At 71.3% G+C, this 18175-nt stretch carries 18 protein-coding genes and 4 tRNA genes; 17 read left to right on the top strand and 5 right to left on the bottom strand.

Going from position 1 to position 18175, the window contains the following annotated elements:
• Window positions 1-351: 351 nt before the first annotated feature.
• Entirely contained in the window at window positions 352-1611 is a 1260-nt protein-coding gene (locus DEU32_RS05755) for an isochorismate synthase MenF (protein ID WP_114849872.1), read from the bottom strand.
• Between the two features lie 84 nt (window positions 1612-1695).
• On the opposite strand from DEU32_RS05755, the gene DEU32_RS05750 reads away from it, so the two are divergent.
• The 4 genes from DEU32_RS05750 (at window position 1696) to DEU32_RS05735 (ending at window position 6201) form a co-directional block, all read left to right on the top strand.
• Entirely contained in the window at window positions 1696-2508 is an 813-nt protein-coding gene (locus DEU32_RS05750) for a demethylmenaquinone methyltransferase (protein ID WP_114849713.1), read from the top strand.
• A gap of 30 nt (window positions 2509-2538) precedes the next feature.
• Entirely contained in the window at window positions 2539-3615 is a 1077-nt protein-coding gene (locus DEU32_RS05745; protein ID WP_114849712.1) for a polyprenyl synthetase family protein, read from the top strand.
• Between the two features lie 62 nt (window positions 3616-3677).
• Window positions 3678-5048, top strand: a complete 1371-nt coding sequence (locus DEU32_RS05740) for an FAD-dependent oxidoreductase (RefSeq protein ID WP_114849711.1) — start codon at window positions 3678-3680, stop codon at window positions 5046-5048.
• A gap of 34 nt (window positions 5049-5082) precedes the next feature.
• Window positions 5083-6201, top strand: coding sequence for a heparan-alpha-glucosaminide N-acetyltransferase domain-containing protein (locus DEU32_RS05735; RefSeq protein ID WP_114849710.1), 1119 nt, complete (start codon window positions 5083-5085; stop codon window positions 6199-6201).
• A gap of 75 nt (window positions 6202-6276) precedes the next feature.
• On the opposite strand, the gene cls is transcribed toward DEU32_RS05735, so the two are convergent.
• Window positions 6277-7737 (bottom strand): cardiolipin synthase, encoded by a 1461-nt coding sequence (gene cls, locus DEU32_RS05730; protein ID WP_114849709.1) that lies wholly within the window; start codon window positions 7735-7737, stop codon window positions 6277-6279.
• Between the two features lie 11 nt (window positions 7738-7748).
• On the bottom strand, window positions 7749-8237 hold the full coding sequence (locus DEU32_RS05725) for a YajQ family cyclic di-GMP-binding protein (protein WP_114849708.1): 489 nt from the start codon (window positions 8235-8237) through the stop codon (window positions 7749-7751).
• Window positions 8238-8381: 144 nt separating this feature from the next.
• On the opposite strand from DEU32_RS05725, the gene DEU32_RS05720 reads away from it, so the two are divergent.
• From DEU32_RS05720 to DEU32_RS05700, 5 genes are all read left to right on the top strand, one after another.
• A tRNA-Tyr gene (locus tag DEU32_RS05720) sits at window positions 8382-8463 on the top strand.
• Between the two features lie 78 nt (window positions 8464-8541).
• The gene (locus tag DEU32_RS05715; RefSeq protein WP_114849707.1) at window positions 8542-9363 is read left to right on the top strand and encodes an inositol monophosphatase family protein; all 822 of its coding nucleotides are present in this window, start codon (window positions 8542-8544) and stop codon (window positions 9361-9363) included.
• Window positions 9364-9546: 183 nt separating this feature from the next.
• On the top strand, window positions 9547-10632 hold the full coding sequence (locus DEU32_RS05710; RefSeq protein WP_181819205.1) for a M23 family metallopeptidase: 1086 nt from the start codon (window positions 9547-9549) through the stop codon (window positions 10630-10632).
• 92 nt (window positions 10633-10724) lie between these two features.
• Window positions 10725-10796 (top strand) — tRNA-Thr (locus DEU32_RS05705).
• A 30-nt stretch (window positions 10797-10826) separates the two neighbouring features.
• Window positions 10827-10903: transfer RNA gene (locus tag DEU32_RS05700), tRNA-Met, on the top strand.
• 367 nt (window positions 10904-11270) lie between these two features.
• Here DEU32_RS05700 and DEU32_RS05695 read toward each other — a convergent pair.
• Window positions 11271-11648, bottom strand: a complete 378-nt coding sequence (locus DEU32_RS05695) for a hypothetical protein (RefSeq protein ID WP_058741949.1) — start codon at window positions 11646-11648, stop codon at window positions 11271-11273.
• 127 nt (window positions 11649-11775) lie between these two features.
• On the opposite strand from DEU32_RS05695, the gene DEU32_RS05690 reads away from it, so the two are divergent.
• From DEU32_RS05690 to DEU32_RS05680, 3 genes are read left to right on the top strand one after another with little or no spacing between them, the layout of a single operon-like run.
• Complete coding sequence (locus DEU32_RS05690; RefSeq protein ID WP_114849705.1) at window positions 11776-12225, top strand: MaoC family dehydratase N-terminal domain-containing protein; 450 nt, start codon at window positions 11776-11778, stop codon at window positions 12223-12225.
• Window positions 12222-12647 carry a MaoC/PaaZ C-terminal domain-containing protein gene (locus DEU32_RS05685; RefSeq protein WP_114849704.1) on the top strand — a complete coding sequence of 142 codons (426 nt, stop codon included), beginning with the start codon at window positions 12222-12224 and terminating at the stop codon, window positions 12645-12647. Before DEU32_RS05690 ends, DEU32_RS05685 begins: the two co-directional genes overlap by 4 nt.
• A complete protein-coding gene (locus DEU32_RS05680; RefSeq protein ID WP_114849871.1) occupies window positions 12644-13675 on the top strand; it encodes a UDP-N-acetylmuramate dehydrogenase in 1032 nt (343 codons plus the stop codon). The genes DEU32_RS05685 and DEU32_RS05680 overlap by 4 nt, the downstream gene beginning before the upstream one ends.
• A gap of 109 nt (window positions 13676-13784) precedes the next feature.
• On the opposite strand, the gene DEU32_RS05675 is transcribed toward DEU32_RS05680, so the two are convergent.
• On the bottom strand, window positions 13785-15047 hold the full coding sequence (locus DEU32_RS05675) for a pyridoxal phosphate-dependent aminotransferase (protein ID WP_395858322.1): 1263 nt from the start codon (window positions 15045-15047) through the stop codon (window positions 13785-13787).
• 118 nt (window positions 15048-15165) lie between these two features.
• Here DEU32_RS05675 and DEU32_RS05670 point away from each other — a divergent pair.
• The 5 genes from DEU32_RS05670 to rplA all read left to right on the top strand — a co-directional run bounded on the left by DEU32_RS05670 (window position 15166) and on the right by rplA (window position 18056).
• Window positions 15166-15238, top strand: a tRNA-Trp gene (locus DEU32_RS05670).
• A gap of 20 nt (window positions 15239-15258) precedes the next feature.
• The gene (secE, locus tag DEU32_RS05665) at window positions 15259-15537 is read left to right on the top strand and encodes a preprotein translocase subunit SecE (protein WP_058741959.1); all 279 of its coding nucleotides are present in this window, start codon (window positions 15259-15261) and stop codon (window positions 15535-15537) included.
• Window positions 15538-15669: 132 nt separating this feature from the next.
• Window positions 15670-16710, top strand: coding sequence for a transcription termination/antitermination protein NusG (gene nusG, locus DEU32_RS05660; protein WP_114849702.1), 1041 nt, complete (start codon window positions 15670-15672; stop codon window positions 16708-16710).
• 142 nt (window positions 16711-16852) lie between these two features.
• A complete protein-coding gene (gene rplK, locus DEU32_RS05655) occupies window positions 16853-17284 on the top strand; it encodes a 50S ribosomal protein L11 (protein ID WP_017888638.1) in 432 nt (143 codons plus the stop codon).
• A gap of 82 nt (window positions 17285-17366) precedes the next feature.
• Entirely contained in the window at window positions 17367-18056 is a 690-nt protein-coding gene (gene rplA, locus DEU32_RS05650; RefSeq protein ID WP_058741945.1) for a 50S ribosomal protein L1, read from the top strand.
• Window positions 18057-18175: the final 119 nt, after the last annotated feature.

Below are 18175 nucleotides of genomic sequence, written 5' to 3'. Positions count from 1 at the left end.
GCTCGTGGGCTTTCGTCTCGTCTCGTCTCGTCGAGACGGTCCGGTCGCGTCGAGACGCCGCCGGATCCGGGGGCGTCTCGCGTGTGGCGGTGCGTCTCGCGCGGACGCGGGCGTCTCGCGTCCGCCGTGTGGCCGGGTGGCACCGGACGGGAGGCACGGTGCGGGCCCGCCACGATCCTCCCGTCCGGGGGCGGTCACGCGGGTGACGTTCCTGCCCATCGCACCCGACATGGGAAGCCGATCCGCGCGTCGGAGGCCGGAAGGAACGACTGCCCACGCGCGGATCGGTCTCCCGTGCGCGGATCGGCACCCGACGCGCGGATCGGCACCCGCCCGCCTGCCGGCGCGCGCTCAGGCCAGGGCGTCGCGCACCGGGCGGAACTTGAGCGCCGTCTCGGCGACCTCGCGCGCCGGGTCGGAGCCGGCGACGATGCCTGCGCCGGCCCAGGCGCGGACGGTCCCGTCGTCCTCGATGCGAGCGCTGCGGAGCGCGAGCATCCACTCGCCGTCGCCGTTCGCCCCGAGCCAACCGACGGGTCCGGCGTAGCGGCCCCGGTCGACGCCCTCGAGCTCGGCGACGAGCCGCACGGCCACGTCGGTCGGCGTCCCGGCGACCGCGGCCGTCGGGTGCAGCGCGTCGGCGACGTCGAGCGAGGTCGTCCCGGCGGGGAGCGTCGCGCGCACGTCGGTCGCGAGGTGCCAGAGGTTCGGCAGCTGCAGCCGGAACGGCTCCGGGTCGGCCCGCAGGTCGGTGGCGATCGGTCGGAGCGCCGCCAGCAGGCTCGCGATCGCGAAGCCGTGCTCCTCGACGTCCTTCGCGCTCGACGCCAGGGCCTCGGCGGCGGCGCGGTCGGACACCGGGTCGGTCCCGCGCGCGGCGCTGCCGGCGAGCACCCGCGCGGACAGCTCGGTGCCGTCCGTCCGGGCGAGGGTCTCGGGTGTCGCGCCGACGAGCCCGTCCACGGCGAACGTGACGCACTGCGGGTAGGCGGCGGCGAGGTCGAGCAGGATCGCCCGGCGGTCGGCGCCGTCCGGCAGGGTGCCGACGAGGTCGCGCGCGAGCACGACCTTGTCGGCGCGGCCCGCGGTGATCCGGCGGACGGCCTCGGCGACGTTCGCGGCGTAGGTGTCCTCGTCGACCCGGCCGGGGCCGAAGGCGACCGAGACGTGCCCACCCACCGCGGGCACCGGGACCGAGGTCCGGGTGAACGCGAGCGGAGCCGGGTCCGGGGTCGTGTCGACGGCGGTGAGCCATGCCTTGCCGCGGCGCTTGCCGATGACCACCCGGGGAACGACCAGCACGCTGCGCTCGGTGGAGTCGTCCGCGAAGGTGAAGGAGCCGAACGCCACGAGCCCGGTCCCGCGGAGCTGCACCGGGTCGTCGACCACGGCGCTGCCGACGACGTCCCGCCAGACCGCGGCGGCGTCGCGCATCCGGTCCGCGCCGGAGAACTCGAAGCGCAGGGCCTCGCCGATCCCGACGATGCCGTCGCCGCCCCGCACGAACGCGAGCGGAGCGTCCCGCAGGGTGTGCCGCAGCACGTCGCCGGGATCGTCGAGGATGCGGGTCGAGACCGTGAGCGTGGGAGCCGCCGTGGTGGTTCGGGTCACGCACCGATCGTACGCGCGGACGGGGTGCACGGGCCCCGGCCCGGCGTCGGGGACACCCTCGGGCGCGACCTCTAGGATGGTGCGGTGAGCAGAGCGGACCTGAGCAAGCAGCCGGCTGAAGTGGCGGCCATGTTCGACGACGTCGCCGCGAAGTACGACCTCACGAACGACATCCTGTCCGCGGGCAACGCCCCGCTGTGGCGCGTCGCGACGGTCCGTGCGGTCGACCCGCAGCCGGGGGAGCGCGTCCTCGACATCGCCGCGGGCACGGGCACGAGCGCTGCTGCCCTCGCCAAGAAGGGTGCCGAGGTCACCGCGCTCGACCTGTCCGCGGGCATGATCGCCGTCGGGCGTGAGCGCCACCCCGAGATCACCTTCGTCGAGGGCGACGCCGAGCACCTGCCCTTCGACGACGACTCGTTCGACGCCGTGACGATCTCGTTCGGCCTCCGCAACGTGAACGACCCGATGCAGGCCATCACCGAGATGCTCCGGGTGCTCAAGCCCGGCGGACGCGTCGTGATCTGCGAGTTCTCCACCCCGCCGATGGCGCTGCTGCGCTTCGGCTACGGCGCCTACCTCAAGCGCGTGCTCCCGGGCATCGCGCGGCTGTCGAGCAGCAACCCGGCCGCCTACCGCTACCTCGCCGAGTCCATCGAGGCCTGGCCCGACCAGCAGGTCCTCAGCCAGTGGCTGCGCGGCGTCGGCTTCACGATGGTCGCGCACCGCAACCTGACCGCCGGCATCGTCGCGCTGCACCGCGGCCGGAAGCCCGTCGCCGGCACCGTCCGCGAGTCGGTGGCCCGCCGTGCCAAGGCCCGTCGGGAGCACCAGCACACGGGCGAGCAGCCCAGCGTGGTCGACCCCGGCGCCGAGCAGCCCGGCACGGACGCCTGACGGCCCCCACCCCCGAACACGGAGCAGCACTTGAACCCGAGCGTCCCGGTCGCACGTCGCGCACCGAGTCTCCGCGCGTCGTTGGGCATCGGCGAGCGACTCTTCGCCACGCCGTCGGAGCGCCGCTTCATCACCGCCGTCGACGACGGTCTCGAGCTCGTCGAGGAGCAGCTCGAGGTCGCGATGCGGTCCACCGACACCCTCGCCGACACGACGAGTCGCTACCTGCTGTCGGCCGGTGGCAAGCGGATCCGCCCGACGCTGACGCTCCTCATCGCGCAGCTCGGCCAGGGCGTGACGGACGCCGTGGTCAAGGCCGCGGTGAGCATCGAGACCACGCACCTCGCGTCGCTCTACCACGACGACGTCATGGACGAGGCCCCGGTGCGCCGCGGCGTCCCCGCGGCACACGTGACCTACGGCAACAACGTCGCCATCCTGACGGGCGACCTGCTGTTCGCCCGCGCGAGCCTCATCACCGCGGACCTCGGCACCGAGGGCATCCGGATGCAGGCCGAGACCTTCCAGCGCCTCTGCATGGGGCAGCTCCACGAGACCACCGGCCCGCAGCCCGAGGACGACCCCGTCGAGCACTACATCCAGGTGCTCAGCGACAAGACCGGCTCGCTCATCGCCACCGCGGCCCGAGCCGGTGTGATGTTCTCGGGCGCCGACCGGGCGTACCTCGACGCCGTCGGCACCTTCGGCGAGAAGGTCGGCGTCGCGTTCCAGCTCGTCGACGACGTGATCGACCTCGCGCCCGCGACGGACAAGACGGGCAAGATCGCCGGCAACGACCTCCGCGCCGGCGTCGACACCCTGCCGCTGCTCCAGCTCCGTCGACTCGCGGGCGACGACCCTGAGGCCGCCGCGCTGCTCGGCCGCATCGAACGCGACGTCAAGGACGCCCCGGACGACGCCGTCGACTCCACGCCGTACCAGTCAGCGGTCGCCGCGCTCCGGGCGCACCAGGCGACCACCGCCACGCGCGCCGTCGCCGTGCGCTGGGCAGAGGAAGCCGTCGAGGCCCTCGCCCCGCTGCCCGACGGCACCGTGAAGCGCGCACTCACCCGCTTCGCCGAGTCGGTCGTCGAGCGGAGCCGATGACCTCGCCGGCACACCAGCCGACACCCCCGGCAGCACCCCGCACGAACGAACTGGAGACACCAGTGACCACCCTCCGACTCGCCATCGTCGGCGCCGGTCCCGCCGGCATCTACGCCGCGGACATCCTGCTGCGGGAGGCCCGCGGCTTCGACGTCTCGATCGACCTGTTCGAGCAGCTGCCGGCGCCGTACGGCCTGGTCCGCTACGGCGTCGCACCGGACCACCCCCGCATCAAGGGCATCGTGAACGCGCTGCGAGACGTGCTCGACCGCGGTGTCGTCCGGCTGTTCGGCAACGTGCGGTTCGGCGAGGACATCACGCTCGACGACCTGCAGCAGCACTACCACGCGGTGCTCTTCTCGACGGGTGCCATCAAGGACGCCGACCTGGACATCCCCGGCGTCGAGCTCGAGGGCTCCTACGGCGCGGCGGACTTCGTCAGCTGGTTCGACGGGCACCCGGACGTCCCGCGCACCTGGCCGCTGACGGCCGAGAGCGTCGCGGTGATCGGCAACGGCAACGTCGCCCTCGACGTCTCCCGCATCCTCGCGAAGCACGCCGACGACCTGCTGCCGACCGAGATCCCCGCGAACGTCTACGACGGCCTCAAGGCCAGCCCCGTCACCGACGTGCACGTCTTCGGCCGCCGCGGTCCGGCGCAGGTGAAGTTCACGCCGCTCGAGCTCCGCGAGCTCGGTGAGCTCCGCGACGTCGACATGGTCGTGTACGACGAGGACTTCGACCATGACGAGGCCTCGAAGACCGCCATCGCCACGAACAAGCAGGTCATGGTGATGAACCGCGTGCTCGAGCAGTGGCGCCAGCGCGAGACCGGCACCGCCAGCCGCCGCCTGCACCTGCACTTCTACGCGAAGCCCCTCGAGCTCGTCGGCGAGGACGGCCACGTCACGGCGATCCGATACGAGCGCACCCGCCCCGACGGTCTCGGCGGGGTCGAGGGCACCGGCGAGGTCCGCGAGCTCCCGGTGCAGGCCGTGTACCGCGCGGTCGGATACTTCGGGTCCCCGCTGCCGGGCGTGCCGTTCGACGAGCGCACCGGTGTCATCCCGAACCACGAGGGCCAGGTCCTCGATGCCGACGGCCACCAGCTCCCCGGCATCTACGCCACCGGCTGGATCAAGCGCGGACCCGTCGGGCTCATCGGACACACCAAGTCCGACGCGATGGAGACCGTCCAGCACATCGTCACCGACCAGGCGTCGTGGTGGAGCCCGGCCGACCCGTCGCCCGAGGCTGTCCCGGCGCTGCTCCGCGAGCGCGGCGTGGAGTTCACGGACCTCGACGGCTGGCACGCGCTCGACGAGCACGAGCAGGCACTCGGCGGCGCCGAGGGTCGCGAGCGCATCAAGGTCGTCCCGCGCGACGAGATGGTCGACGTGTCGCTCCGTCGCGTCGACCAGCCGACGAGCTGACCGCCCCGACGACCACCGCGCGCCCCGCACCGCGATGACCACCGCCCGCCCCGCACCGCCCGCCGCGATGCGGGGCGTGCTCGTCGCGCCCGGACGGCTGCAGGGCGTCGACGTGGCGCGCGCCCTCGCGCTGCTCGGCATGATGGCCGCGCACGTCGGCGGCGTCGCGGACGCGTTCGACTGGGCCGACGGCGCGACGTGGTCCGCCGTCGCGAACGGCCGGCCGTCGACGCTGTTCGCGGTCCTCGCCGGGGTGTCGATCGGGTTGACCAGCGGCCGCACCACTCCGCCCGGAGCGCCGGCGATCGGCCGGGTCCGCGCACGGCTCGCGGTCCGCGCGGTCGTCGTGGTCGCGATCGGGCTGCTGCTCATGGCGCTCGACACGCCCGTCTACGTCATCCTGCCGACCTACGGGGCGCTCTTCTTGCTCGTCGTGCCGGTCCTGCGGCTGCGCGCACGGTGGCTGTTCGTCCTCGCCGCGGTGTGTGCGCTCGCGTCGCCGGTGGCTGCCCTCGCGGTCGTCCCGCTCTACGCGGATGCCGGCATGTTCGGGGTGCAGCTCGGGCTGGTCTACCCCGTGGTCACGTTCCTGGCGTACGTCCTGGTCGGACTCGCGGTCGCCAGGAGCGGTCTGGAGGATCGTGTCCGGCAGGTCCTGCTCCTCGCGTCCGGCGCGCTGGTCGCCGCCACCGCCTACGTGGTCGGGAACCTGGTCGCCCCGGTCCCGGCGGACGCCGAGTACGCGTTCCCGGGGCTGCCGTACGCTCCGGACGACAGCACACCGGGGCAGGTGCTCGCGCAGTACTTCGCGTCGCCCCGGGACCACTCGTCCTCGGTCGTGGACGTCGTGGCGACGGCCGGGATCGCCGTCGCGGTCGTCGCCCTGTGCACGCTCGTGTTCGACGGACGTGGTCGGACGGTCGCCCGGGTCGCGTTCCCGCTCGCGGCGGTCGGGTCGATGCCGCTGACCGTGTACGCCGGCCACCTCGTCGTCATCGCGGCGCTGCCCGAGTACCCGGAGTCCGCGACCGCGTGGGGCTGGTTCGCCGTCGGCTCGGTGCTGTTCGCGATGACGTGGCGGGCGGTCCTGGGACGCGGCCCGCTCGAGCGGCTCGTGGCGCGGCTCACCCGACTGGTGGCGGAAGCACGCTGACCCCGCGGTGCCGGGCCGGCACCGACGTCCGACGGGTCGGGCGGGGCGGACCCGCACCGTGCCTCCCGGCTGGCCCTACTGCAGGGCTGCCGTCAGCCGCGCGACGTTGTCGAGCACCTGGGACCGACGCGGACGTTCGAGCCACGCGTCCAGCGTGAGCTCGAACGAGGCCTCCTTGTAGGCGGCCTGCACTCCGCGCAGCGCGTCCACGAACCGGCGCCCGCGGACCATCACCGAGACCTCGAGGTTCAGGCTGAACGACCGCATGTCCATGTTGCTCGACCCGATGACGGACACGTCGTCGTCGATCGTGAAGTGCTTCGCGTGCAGGATCGTCGGGGCGCGGTACAGCCAGATCTTCACGCCGGCACGCAGGAGCTCCTCGTAGTAGGAGCGCTGCGCGTGCCAGGTCATCGCGTGGTCGCCCATCTCGCCGACGAACAGCTCGACCTCGACCCCGCGCTGCGCCGTCGTCGTGATCGCGTAGAGCATCGAGTCGTCCGGCACGAAGTACGGCGACGTGATCGACACCTTCTCCTGGGCGGAGTAGAGCAGCGCGTTGAACAGGCGCAGGTTGTTCTCGCCGTCGAACCCGGGGCCGGAGGGGACCACCTGGCAGTCGAGGGCGTCCCCGCGGTCGGCGCGCTGCACCGGGTCGCTCTCGCGGAGCAGGAGCTCATCCGTCTCGCTGTACCAGTCGGTGACGAACAGGGCGTTGAGGCCGGCGACGACCGGACCCTCGAAGCGGGCGAACAGGTCCTTGTAGACCATGCCCTTCTCGATGTGCGACGGCAGGTCGTAGGACGGGTCGATGAGGTTCTGCGACCCGGTGAACGCGACCGAGCCGTCGATCACCATGATCTTCCGGTGGTTGCGGAGGTCCGGGCGCTGGAACTTCCCCTGCAGCGGCTGCAGGGGGAGCATGAGGTGCCACTCGATGCCGGCCTGGTCGAGGAACGCGAGCGTGTCCTTGTAGCCCGGGTAGCCGCGGCTCGCCCAGTGGTCGAGGAGGAACCGCACCGTCACACCGCGGGCCTGCGCACGGGCGAGGGCCTCGAAGTACGGCCGCGTCGTGTCGTCGATCGTCGCGATGTAGAACTCGACGTGGACGAACCGGCGCGACTGGTCGATCGCGCGGGTCATCTCCTGCACCGACTCGTACGAGTCCGGGTAGAGCTCCGCCGAGTTGCCGCCGACCAGGGGCATCGCGCCGAGCTCGCGGTTGAGCTTCGTGATGCTCTCGAGCCACGGCGGCCACGGGTGGTCCCGTCGCACGCGCTCGATGCCCTCGGTCTGCTCGAGGATGTACGCGTTGATCTCCGTCTGCTTCTCGCGCCGGGCCTTCGGCAGCTTCGTCGACCCGATCACCAGGAAGACGATGAACCCGATGTAGGGGATCAGGAAGATCGCGAGGAGCCAGGCGGTCGCGGTCTGCGGCTTCCGGTTGTACGGGACGTAGATGATCGAGAAGACACGGATCGCCAGGTCCAGCAGGACCAGGAGGACGGCGATCGCGACGCTGAGCCAGTGCTCCACGGGGTGCGGCGCTACCGGAAGTTGATGAACTGCAGCGGCACGTCGAACTCTTCACCCTTGAGGAGCTGGATCGTGTTCTGCAGGTCGTCACGGCTCTTCGAGGAGACGCGCAGCTCGTCGCCCTGGATCTGGTTCTTCACGCTCTTCGGGGCGTTCGCGCGGAGGAACGCGCCGATCTTCTTCGCGACGTCCTGCTCGATGCCGTTCTTGAACTTCACCTCGATGCGGTACTCCTTGCCCGAGGGGAAGGGGTCGCCGGCGTCCAGGCTCTTCAGGCTGATGTTGCGCTTGATCGCCTTGGTCTGCAGGACGTCGAGGACGGCCTTCGCGCGCTCCTCGGAGTTCGCCTTGATGAGGACGTCCTCGCCGCTGAACGCGATCGAGGCCGCGGCGCCCTTGAAGTCGTAGCGCTGCTCGATCTCCTTGGCTGCCTGGTTGACGGCGTTCTCCGCCTCCATCTTGTCGACCTTGCTCACCACGTCGAAGGAACTGTCTGCCATGCCGGACAGCCTAACGGCGGACGGGAGGCACGGTTCGGGTCCGGCACGTCGGCTGCGGTGGGCGGTGGTCACGACCACCCCTGGTGATCCGCTATGCTCTTGGAGCGCCTTCGGTTGGTGATCACACGAGCCGGGTGCGCACATGGCGAGTTACCCAAGCGGCCAAAGGGATCTGACTGTAAATCAGCCGGCGTAGCCTTCGGGGGTTCGAATCCCTCACTCGCCACTCGATGAACCGGCCCCGTCCTCCTCGGACGGGGCCGTTCGCGTTCCGGCATGCATCGCGTTCCGGCATGCTGGGGTCGTGTCCGACGCGCTCACCCCAGTCCAGTTCGCCGACCTCGCCGAGTCGATCGCACGCGAAGGAGCCGCCCTCGCCGCGCGTCGTCGTGCCGAGGGGGTCGAGGTCGCCGACCGCAAGTCGAGCATCGTCGACGTCGTCACCGCGGCCGACCGCGAGGTCGAGGAGCTGATCCGTCGCCGGATCGCCGAGGCCCGTCCCGACGACGGCTTCCACGGCGAGGAGTCCGGCTCGGGCACGGGAACGTCCGGCTACACGTGGGTCGTCGACCCGATCGACGGGACCGTCAACTACCTCTACGGCAGCGATGCGTACGGCGTCAGCATCGGCGTCGTCCGCGGGGAGCCGGACCCGACGACGTGGGAGCCGGTCGCCGGCATCGTGGTGCAGCCCGCGACCGGCACCGTCTTCCGCGGCGCGGTCGGCGCCGGGGCGACCCGCGACGGGGTGCCGCTCCGCGTGGCGGCACCGGCGTCGCTCGCCGAGACGCTCGTCGCCACCGGCTTCGGGTACACGGCGGACCGTCGTCGGGAGCAGGTCGCCGTGCTCGCCGGGCTCATCGGCGAGGTGCGGGACGTCCGACGCGGGGGAGCAGCGTCGCTCGACTGCTGCGCGGTGGGCGCCGGCACCGTCGACGCGTACTACGAGCGGGGTATCAACCCGTGGGACATGGCCGGCGGCGCGGTCGTCGCGGCCGAGGCGGGCGCCACGGTCCGCATCTGGGACGCGGGCGGAACCCGGTCCTTCCTCTTCGCCGCACCAGCGGTGGCCGACGGACTCGAGGCCCTGGTGCGACGGCTCGAGCAGGACGTGCTCGGCGGCTGAGCGCTCCGGGCGACCTGCACGGACGTGCACGCGACGACTGGCGAGGAGCTGTACGTCCTGCTAGCGTGCTCCAGTCCCGTTACCTGCTCGTTACCAACGGGAGCCCTGCCCCACGCTCGTGCTCCCGACCCACGAGCGCTCCGTGCCCCGAACTCCCGCCGAACCAGGATCAGCCCCGAACGCATGCCCCACGCTCCCGTGACGCCCACCCGCACCGCCGACGTCGACACCGCTCCCGAGCCGATCGTCCACCTCACCCGACGCGAGCGCATCGCCGCCGAGCGACGAGCGGCAGCAGCAGGCGGTCCGGTCGCAGCACCGGTCCGTGCCGAGGTCGCCGCGCCCGTGACCCCGCCCGCGCCGGCGTCGCCGATCGACCTGGCACCCGCGTCGCCCGTGCGTCCCGAGCCCTCCGCCGGTGCGGTCACCCCGCCGGCTCCGAGCTCGCCGGTCGTCGCTCCGGCCGCCGTCCGCCGAGCCGGTCGTGCCGCGCGTCCCGTCGTCACCACGGCCGACCGGGCGACCCGGCACATCCCCGCGGTCCCGGCTGCCCCGGCTGCGGCCACCGCGTCCACCGGCTCGTCCTTCCGCCGGACCGCCTCGCGCATCACCGCGGTCGGTGCCCTGCTCTTCGCCGCCGGACTCGTCGTGTCGACGTCGCTCCCGGCGCAGGCGCTCTGGGTCCCGACGAGCACGACGGCCGAGCGCACCGGCAGCGGCGCCGCCCAGACCCTCGCGGTCGGCGACGGCGCGACCGACGCGGAGACCACGCGCGACCAGTACTCGGTGTCGAGCGCTGCGCAGTACAAGAACGTCGACGCGTCCTCGTTCACCAACGACGCGAACGGCACGATCCAGTGGCCGTTCCTCACCGGCGTCCCGATCACCTCCGGGTTCGGCGGCCGCCAGGTGGAGGGCTGCTCCTTCTGCTCGACGAACCACATGGGCGTCGACTTCGCCCCGGGCGAGGGCACCCCGATCCGTTCGGTCGCCGCCGGCACGGTGATCAAGGTGCAGGCGCACGACGGCGGCTTCGGCAACGACGTCTGGGTGCAGCACGACGTCGACGGCAAGCAGTTCATCAGCGTCTACGGCCACATGAAGGACAACACGTTCGAGGTCGTCCGCGGCCAGCAGATCGAGGTCGGTCAGGTCCTCGGTCAGGTCGGCTCGACGGGCAACTCGACCGGGCCGCACCTGCACCTCGAGATCCACGTCGACGGAGTCCCCGTGGACCCGCTGGCATGGCTCCGCGCGAACGCGAACTAGCGGGTCAGCTGCGGCACGCCCGGGCGTCACGTCCGGTTCCCGACCACCGTCGCGGGTCTGCTACTCTCGTCTGGTGCCGCCGAGCGGCACTCGCCCCGATAGCTCAGTGGTAGAGCACTTCCATGGTAAGGAAGGGGTCGTCAGTTCAATCCTGACTCGGGGCTCCGACCCGGAGCTGTGCGCTCCGGATCTCTGGCGGGGTAGCTCAGTTGGTTAGAGCACACGACTCATAATCGTGGGGTCACGGGTTCAAGTCCCGTCCTCGCTACCACAAGCCCGGCGATCTGCTCGCCGGGCTTTCGTCGTTCCCGGGCTGGACTCGTCTCGGGCTCTGCTGGTCTCGGGCTGTACCTGTCTCGGGCTGTACCTGTCTCGGGCCGTGCTGGTGTCGGGCTGTGCTCGTCCCGCTGCGTGTGCTGCGGCGCCGCCCACCCCGCGCGCCTGATCGTTCCGGGCATCCCTGGTCGTCCCGGAGCACCAGGGACGCCCGATGTTGCCGGGTACGGGTGCGCGTTCCTGCCCATCACGCTCGACATGAGATGCCGATCCGCTCGTAGGGCGCTGGAAAGGACGACCTGCCTTGCGCGGAACGGCCTCCTACGCGCGGATCGGCCTCCTACACGCGGATCGGCCTCGGGTCAGCGTGGGGGAGCGGTGAGCAGGCCGGCCGCGCGCAGGGAGCGCTCGAGCGTCGCGTTCACCTGCTGCCACGCCGAGCGGCGTCGTCCGGCGCCGATGCTCCCGCCGGACACCGCGGTGCCGTGCACGGCGTGCCGCAGGGTGATCGTGGTCGAGGTCCCCGTGACGGTGGAGGACAGCTCGTAGCGGCGGAACTGCCGCGACGGGTGCACCAGGGCCCCGAGCAGGATCGTCAGCGCGCGGCTGCCCGACGTCGCGGTGAGCGTGCCGCCGGTGGACTCCACGCGGTGGCCGGCCTGGCGCAGTGCGGCGCCCGCGACCTCCATGGCCGTGCAGCGGTCACCCGTGTGCACCGCGAACTCGGTCGTCGTCTCCATCGTTCCTCCCCACCCCCGGGGTCGGCACAGCGACCCGACGACTTCCCCCGAAGCCGTTCGCGGCAGCATAGCCGAAACCGTCTCAGTTCCGGGCAGTGTGTCGCGGGGCGTCGGTAGACTCCCGGACGTGTCAGTGAACCCCGAGCTCGTCGGCAGGACATTCCCGCCGGCCCAGCCCTACCTGGTCGGTCGCGAGAAGGTGCGCGAGTTCTCGCGTGCCGTCTTCGCGACGAACCCGATCCACCACGACCCCGACGCCGCCCGGAACGCCGGGTACGCCGACGTCGTCGCACCGCCGACCTTCGCCGTCGTCGTGCAGGAAGCCACGCTCGCGCAGCTCCTCGCCGAGCCCGACGCCGGGATCGACTTCTCGCGCGTCGTGCACGGCGAGCAGTCCTTCACGTACGAGCGGCCGATCGTCGCGGGCGACGAGCTCACCGCGACGCTGACCGTCACGAGCGTGAAGTCCCTCGGCGGCAACGCCATGGTCACCGCCGAGAGCACGATGCAGGACGCCACCGGGGAGCACGTCGTCACGGCGACCTCCACCCTCGTGGTCCGAGGAGACGACGCATGACCGCCGCACCGCTCACCGCCGTCGAGGTCGGCACCGTCGTCGCCGAGCGCACGGTCCACCTCACCCGCGACTCGCTCGTCCGCTACGCCGGGGCCTCCGGGGACTTCAACCCGATCCACTACCGCGACGACGTCGCCGCCTCGGTCGGCCTCCCCGGTGTCCTCGCGCACGGCATGCTGACGATGGGCCTCGCGGTCCAGCCGGTGTCCGAGTGGCTCGGCGACCGCGGGACCGTCCAGCGCTACGGCGTGCGGTTCACCCGCCCCGTCGTCGTCGATCCGCAACAGGGTGCCGACGTCACCGTCATCGCGAAGGTCGGCACGGTCGACGCGGACGGTCGCCCCCAGCGCATCGACCTCACCGTGACCGCCGGCGGGCCGACCGTGCTCGGCAAGGCGCAGGTGACGGTGGTGCTCCGCTGACCGGGTCGACGCGTCTCGCCGACCTGACGACGTTCCGTGTCGGGGGTCCCGCCAGGACGCTCCTGACCGCCGAGACAACCGACGAGCTCGTCGCGCACGCGCACACGGCCTGGGCGGACGACGAGTGGCTGGTCGTCGGCGGCGGCAGCAACCTGCTGGTCGCCGACGACGGCTTCGACGGCACCGTCGTGCTGGTCCGCACCCGCGGCGTCACCGCCGAGCCCGACGCGGACGGCGTCACCGTCCGCGTCGCGGCCGGTGAGCCGTGGGACGCGTTCGTCGCCACCACGGTTGCGAACGGGTGGACCGGACTGGAGGCACTGAGCGGCATCCCGGGCACGGTCGGCGCCGCCCCCGTGCAGAACATCGGCGCCTACGGGCTCGAGCTGTCCGACGTGCTCACCGCGATCGACTTCCTCGACGCGTCGACGGGGGAGCGCGCGTGGGTCCCGGCCGCCGAGCTGGCGCTCGGCTACCGCACGTCGACGCTCAAGCACGGCCGGCGCGGGGTCGTCCTCGCCGTCGAGTTCCGTCTCGGCTCGGCTCCCGAGGCCGGGGTGCCGGTCCGGTACGCCCAGCTCGCTGGCTCGCTGGAGGTCGACCTCGGCGCGCCGGTCGACCCGGCGACGATCCGCGAGACCGTGCTCCGGCTCCGTGCGTCGAAGGGCATGGTCCTCGACGACGCCGATCCGGACACGTGGAGCGCCGGGTCGTTCTTCACGAACCCGGTCGTCTCCGCCGCCTTCGCCGAGACGCTCCCGCCGGAGGCGCCGCGCTGGCCCGCCGGGGACGACGTCAAGCTCAGTGCGGCCTGGCTCATCGAGCACGCTGGGGTGCACCGCGGGTACGCGGTCCCGGGGTCCCGTGCGGGGATCTCGTCGAAGCACACCCTCGCGCTGACGAACCGGGGCGACGCGACCGCGGCGCAGGTCGCGGAGCTCGCGCGCTACGTGCAGGCGACCGTCCTGAACCGCTTCGGGGTCGCGCTCGTGCCCGAGCCGGTCGTGGTCGGTGACCTGACCGCCTGATCGCCACGATCCTCCCGGCCGTCCCGCAGCCGGTCTGACGGACCGCACCCTCGGAACGACGTCGCGCCCCGCTGCTGCGGGGCGCGACGTCGTCGACGGGGTGCGACGATCAGGCGGAGAAGAACGCCGCCAGGCGACGGACGCCCTCGGCGATGTCGTCGTCTCCCAGGGCGTAGGACAGTCGCAGGTAGCCGGAGGGGCCGAAGGCCTCGCCGGGGACGACCGCGACCTCGGCGTGCTCGAGGATCAGGTCGGCGAGCTCGAGCGTCGTCGTGGGGGTGGAACCGGCCCACTCGCGACCGAGCAGCGCCGTCACGTCGGGGTAGACGTAGAACGCGCCCTGCGGGGTCGGCGTGACGAAGCCGGGGATCGCGTTGAGGCCGTCGACGATCGAGCGGCGACGGCGGTCGAACGCATCGCGCATCGCGGCGACGGGCTCCTGCGGGCCGGTCAGTGCGGCGATCGCGGCGCGCTGGGACACGTTCGACACGTTCGAGGACAGGTGCGACTGCAGGTTCGACGCGGCCTTGACGGCGTCGGCCGGGCCGATGAACCACCCGACGCGCCAGCCGGTCATGGCGTAGGTCTTCGCGACGCCGTTCACCAGGATCGTGGTGTCGGCGAGGGCCGGGACCGCCTCGAGGATGCCGGTGAAGCGCACGCCGTCGTACACGAGGTCCTGGTAGATCTCGTCGCTGATCACCCAGATGCCGTGCTCGAGGGCCCACTCACCGATGGCCTTCGTCTGCTCGGCGGTGTGGACCGAGCCGGTCGGGTTCGACGGCGAGCAGAACAGCAGCGCCTTCGTCGCGGGGGTCCTGGCGGCCTCGAGCTGCTCGACGGTGACGAGGTAGTCCTGGTCGCTACCGGCGAAGACCTCGACCGGGACGCCGCCGGCGAGCCGGATGGCCTCGGGGTAGGTGGTCCAGTACGGGGCCGGCAGCAGGACCTCGTCGCCGGCGTCGACGATCGTCTGGAACGCCTGGTACACGGCCTGCTTGCCGCCGTTCGTGACGATCACCTGCGCGGGGTCGACGGTCACGCCGGACTCGCGCGCGGTCTTGTCGGCGATGGCCTGCTTGAGCTCGGGGAGTCCGGTCGCCGGCGTGTACCGGTGGTTCCTCGGGTCCTGCGCGGCCTGGACGGCGGCGTCGACGACGTGCTGTGGCGTCGCGAAGTCGGGCTCGCCCGCGGCGAAGGACACGACCGGTCGGCCGGCGGCCTTGAGCGCCTTGGCCTTCGCGTCGACCTTGAGCGTGGCGGACTCGGCGATCGCCGCGATGCGCGACGCGATGCGCGGTCGGTCCGCCTGTGCGGCGGGCTCGGGGGTGGTGGACTCGGGGCCGGGGGCTGCGGTGCTCACGGCTCCCAGCCTACCGACGCGGCGCGCCGGAGCATCCGTCAAGTGGACAGCGTGTGACGGACTCCCGTACACTCGACCACCGGCGCACGGAACGCTCTGCGGAACGTGGCCACGGGGCATTCCCCCTAGGGCGGTGGCTCAATTGGTAGAGCAGCGGTCTCCAAAACCGCAGGTTGCAGGTTCGAGTCCTGTCCGCCCTGCAAGTCTGGAAGGTGTGAAGTTGGCGAGCAAGGACATGGAGACGACGACGGACGACGTCGTCGCGAAGGCCAAGGCCGATCGCGCCCAGCGCGGCGGTCCGTTCGCCGCCATCGCCCTCTTCATCCGCCAGGTCATCGGCGAGCTCCGCAAGGTCGTCACACCGACCCGCAAGGAGCTCTTCAGCTACACCGGCGTCGTGCTGGTCTTCGTCATCGTGATGATGATCCTCGTGTCGATCCTCGACTTCGTGTTCGGTCTCGGCGTCGGTTACGTCTTCGGCAACGGTCCGACGGTCTGATCCGACGGGCCCCTGCGGGCGTCCGGCTGGTCTGGGCGTCGTCCGACAGGAGTACGGTCGCCCGAGACGGAACCGGACGCGCACCGCTCCGACCGCACACCCGATCCGCACCACCGAACGGAAAGAACCGCAGTGTCTGACAACTCCCGCGACGACATCGACCTCGCCACGGCTGCCGAGCAGTCCTCGGAGGTCGAGGAGAACCAGGAAGGCGACGTCGAGACGAGCGAGGGCCGCTCGGTCGAGTCCGCCGAGGAGCGTGCGATCTCCGTCGAGGACGAGGACGACGAGTCCCTCGGTCTGAGCGACGAGCCCGACGACGGCACGGTCGACGCCTCCATCGACGAGGCGCTCACGGCGCTGCAGGAGTCCCGCGACCCCGAGGCGGACGCTGTCGTGGACGACGCACTCGACGTCGACACTCTGGACGAGGCCGAGGCCGCCGTCGAGGCCGTCGAGGACGAGGAAGAGACCGAGCTCGAGGCGGAGACCGCCGCCGAGGCGAACGAGACGATCGCCGCGGACGAGGCCCTCGACGCTGACGACGACACCGAGGTCGACCCGTACGAGGCGTTCAAGGCCGAGCTGCGGATGAAGCCGGGCAAGTGGTACGTCATCCACTCCTACGCGGGTTTCGAGCGCCGCGTGAAGTCGAACATCGAGAACCGCATGGTCTCGATGTCGATGGAGGACTCGATCTACCAGGTCGAGGTCCCCATGGAGGACGTCGTCGAGATCAAGAACGGACAGCGCAAGCTGGTCACCCGCGTCCGGATCCCCTCGTACGTGCTCGTCCGCATGGACCTCAACGAGGACTCGTGGTCGGTCGTCCGCCACACCCCGGGCGTCACCGGCTTCGTCGGCAACGCGCACAACCCCACGCCGCTCCGCTTCGACGAGGCGTTCGGCATGCTGAAGTCCCTCGTGCAGGTCGCCGAGGCGGCCCCCACCAAGGGTGGCGCCAAGGGCAGCGGCTTCGCGCAGGCCCAGCCGCAGGCCGAGGTCGACTTCGAGATCGGCGAGACGATCACCATCAAGGAGGGCTCGTTCGCGGGTCTGCCCGGTTCGATCTCCGAGATCAAGCCCGAGAGCGGCAAGCTCACCGTCCTCGTCTCGCTGTTCGAGCGCGAGACGCCGGTCGAGCTCAGCTTCGACCAGGTCACCAAGCTCTAGTCCGATCCGCGAGATCGGGTAGACTACTGAGGTTTGGCCCCGTGCGCTGACGCGTGCGGGGCTTCACCGCGGTCCGGATCCGCCGGACCAGCGGGAGAGTGCACGGGTCCCCGTGCGTTCGATTCCAGGAGGAAAGCGAAGAATGGCACCGAAGAAGAAGGTCACGGGCCTGATCAAGCTGCAGATCAACGCGGGCGCCGCCAACCCGGCCCCGCCGATCGGTCCGGCGCTCGGTCAGCACGGCGTGAACATCATGGAGTTCTGCAAGGCGTACAACGCCGCGACCGAGTCGCAGCGCGGAAACGTCGTGCCGGTCGAGATCACCGTCTACGAGGACCGTTCGTTCACGTTCGTCCTCAAGACCCCGCCGGCCGCGGAGCTCATCAAGAAGGCTGCGGGTGTGCAGAAGGGGTCCTCGACCCCGCACACGGTCAAGGTCGCGAAGATCTCGATGGACCAGGTCCGTCAGATCGCCGAGACGAAGCAGGCCGACCTGAACGCCAACGACATCGAGCAGGCCGCGAAGATCATCGCCGGCACCGCTCGTTCGATGGGCATCACGGTCGAGGCCTGAGCCTCAGCGCCACACACACCCCAACCTTTCCGTGGGAGAGCCTCGCCGGCTCGTCAACCACGTAGCTCCTGAGGAGAACACCATGGCGAAGAAGTCCAAGGCCTACCAGGCCGCGGCCGCGAAGATCGAGGCCGACAAGTTCTACACCCCGACCGAGGCCGTCGCCCTCGCGAAGGAGACCGGGTCGGCCAAGACCGACTCGACCATCGAGGTCGCGCTCAAGCTCGGCGTCGACCCGCGCAAGGCGGACCAGATGGTCCGCGGCACGGTCATCCTGCCGCACGGCACGGGCAAGACCGCCCGCGTCATCGTCTTCGCCGTGGGCGCTGCGGCCGAGGCCGCCATCGCCGCCGGTGCCGACGAGGTCGGTGGCGACGAGCTCATCGCGAAGGTCGCCGAGGGCTACACCGCCTTCGACTCGGCCGTCGCGACCCCGGACCTCATGGGCAAGGTCGGTCGACTCGGCAAGGTGCTCGGCCCGCGTGGCCTCATGCCGAACCCCAAGACCGGCACCGTGACGCCGAACGTGGCCCAGGCCGTGAACGACATCAAGGGCGGCAAGATCGAGTTCCGCGTCGACAAGCACGCCAACGTGCACTTCGTCGTCGGCAAGGCCTCGTTCACGCCGGAGCAGCTCGACGAGAACATCTCGACCGCGCTCGAGGAGATCGTCCGTCTCAAGCCGTCCGCCTCCAAGGGCCGTTACATCACGAAGGGCGCCGTCTCGACGACCTTCGGCCCCGGCATCCCGCTGGACGTCAACGCGATCTGACGACCTTCGGCACAGGGCTGGTTCAGGCCATCCCGCTGGACGTCAACGCGATCTGACGACCTTCGGCACAGGGCTGGTTCAGGCCATCCCGCTGGACGTCGACGCGATCTGAATCTGAT

It is taken from the genome of Curtobacterium sp. AG1037 (assembly GCF_003349855.1).
Taxonomy (GTDB): Bacteria; Actinomycetota; Actinomycetes; order Actinomycetales; family Microbacteriaceae; genus Curtobacterium; species Curtobacterium citreum.
The sequence above is the reverse complement of the archived record's forward strand: the minus strand, read 5'-3'. Positions and strand labels throughout refer to the sequence as shown.

Bases quoted from the DNA above. Each gene is read 5' to 3' on its own strand.
- DEU32_RS05685 (WP_114849704.1), top strand. From the start codon at position 12,222: ATGACCGCCGCACCGCTCACCGCCGTCGAGGTCGGCACCGTCGTCGCC.
- DEU32_RS05710 (WP_181819205.1), top strand. From the start codon at position 9,547: ATGCCCCACGCTCCCGTGACGCCCACCCGCACCGCCGACGTCGACACC.
- rplK (WP_017888638.1), top strand. From the start codon at position 16,853: ATGGCACCGAAGAAGAAGGTCACGGGCCTGATCAAGCTGCAGATCAAC.
- DEU32_RS05735 (WP_114849710.1), top strand. From the start codon at position 5,083: ATGACCACCGCCCGCCCCGCACCGCCCGCCGCGATGCGGGGCGTGCTC.
- DEU32_RS05695 (WP_058741949.1), bottom strand. From the start codon at position 11,648: ATGGAGACGACGACCGAGTTCGCGGTGCACACGGGTGACCGCTGCACG.
- DEU32_RS05725 (WP_114849708.1), bottom strand. From the start codon at position 8,237: ATGGCAGACAGTTCCTTCGACGTGGTGAGCAAGGTCGACAAGATGGAG.
- rplA (WP_058741945.1), top strand. From the start codon at position 17,367: ATGGCGAAGAAGTCCAAGGCCTACCAGGCCGCGGCCGCGAAGATCGAG.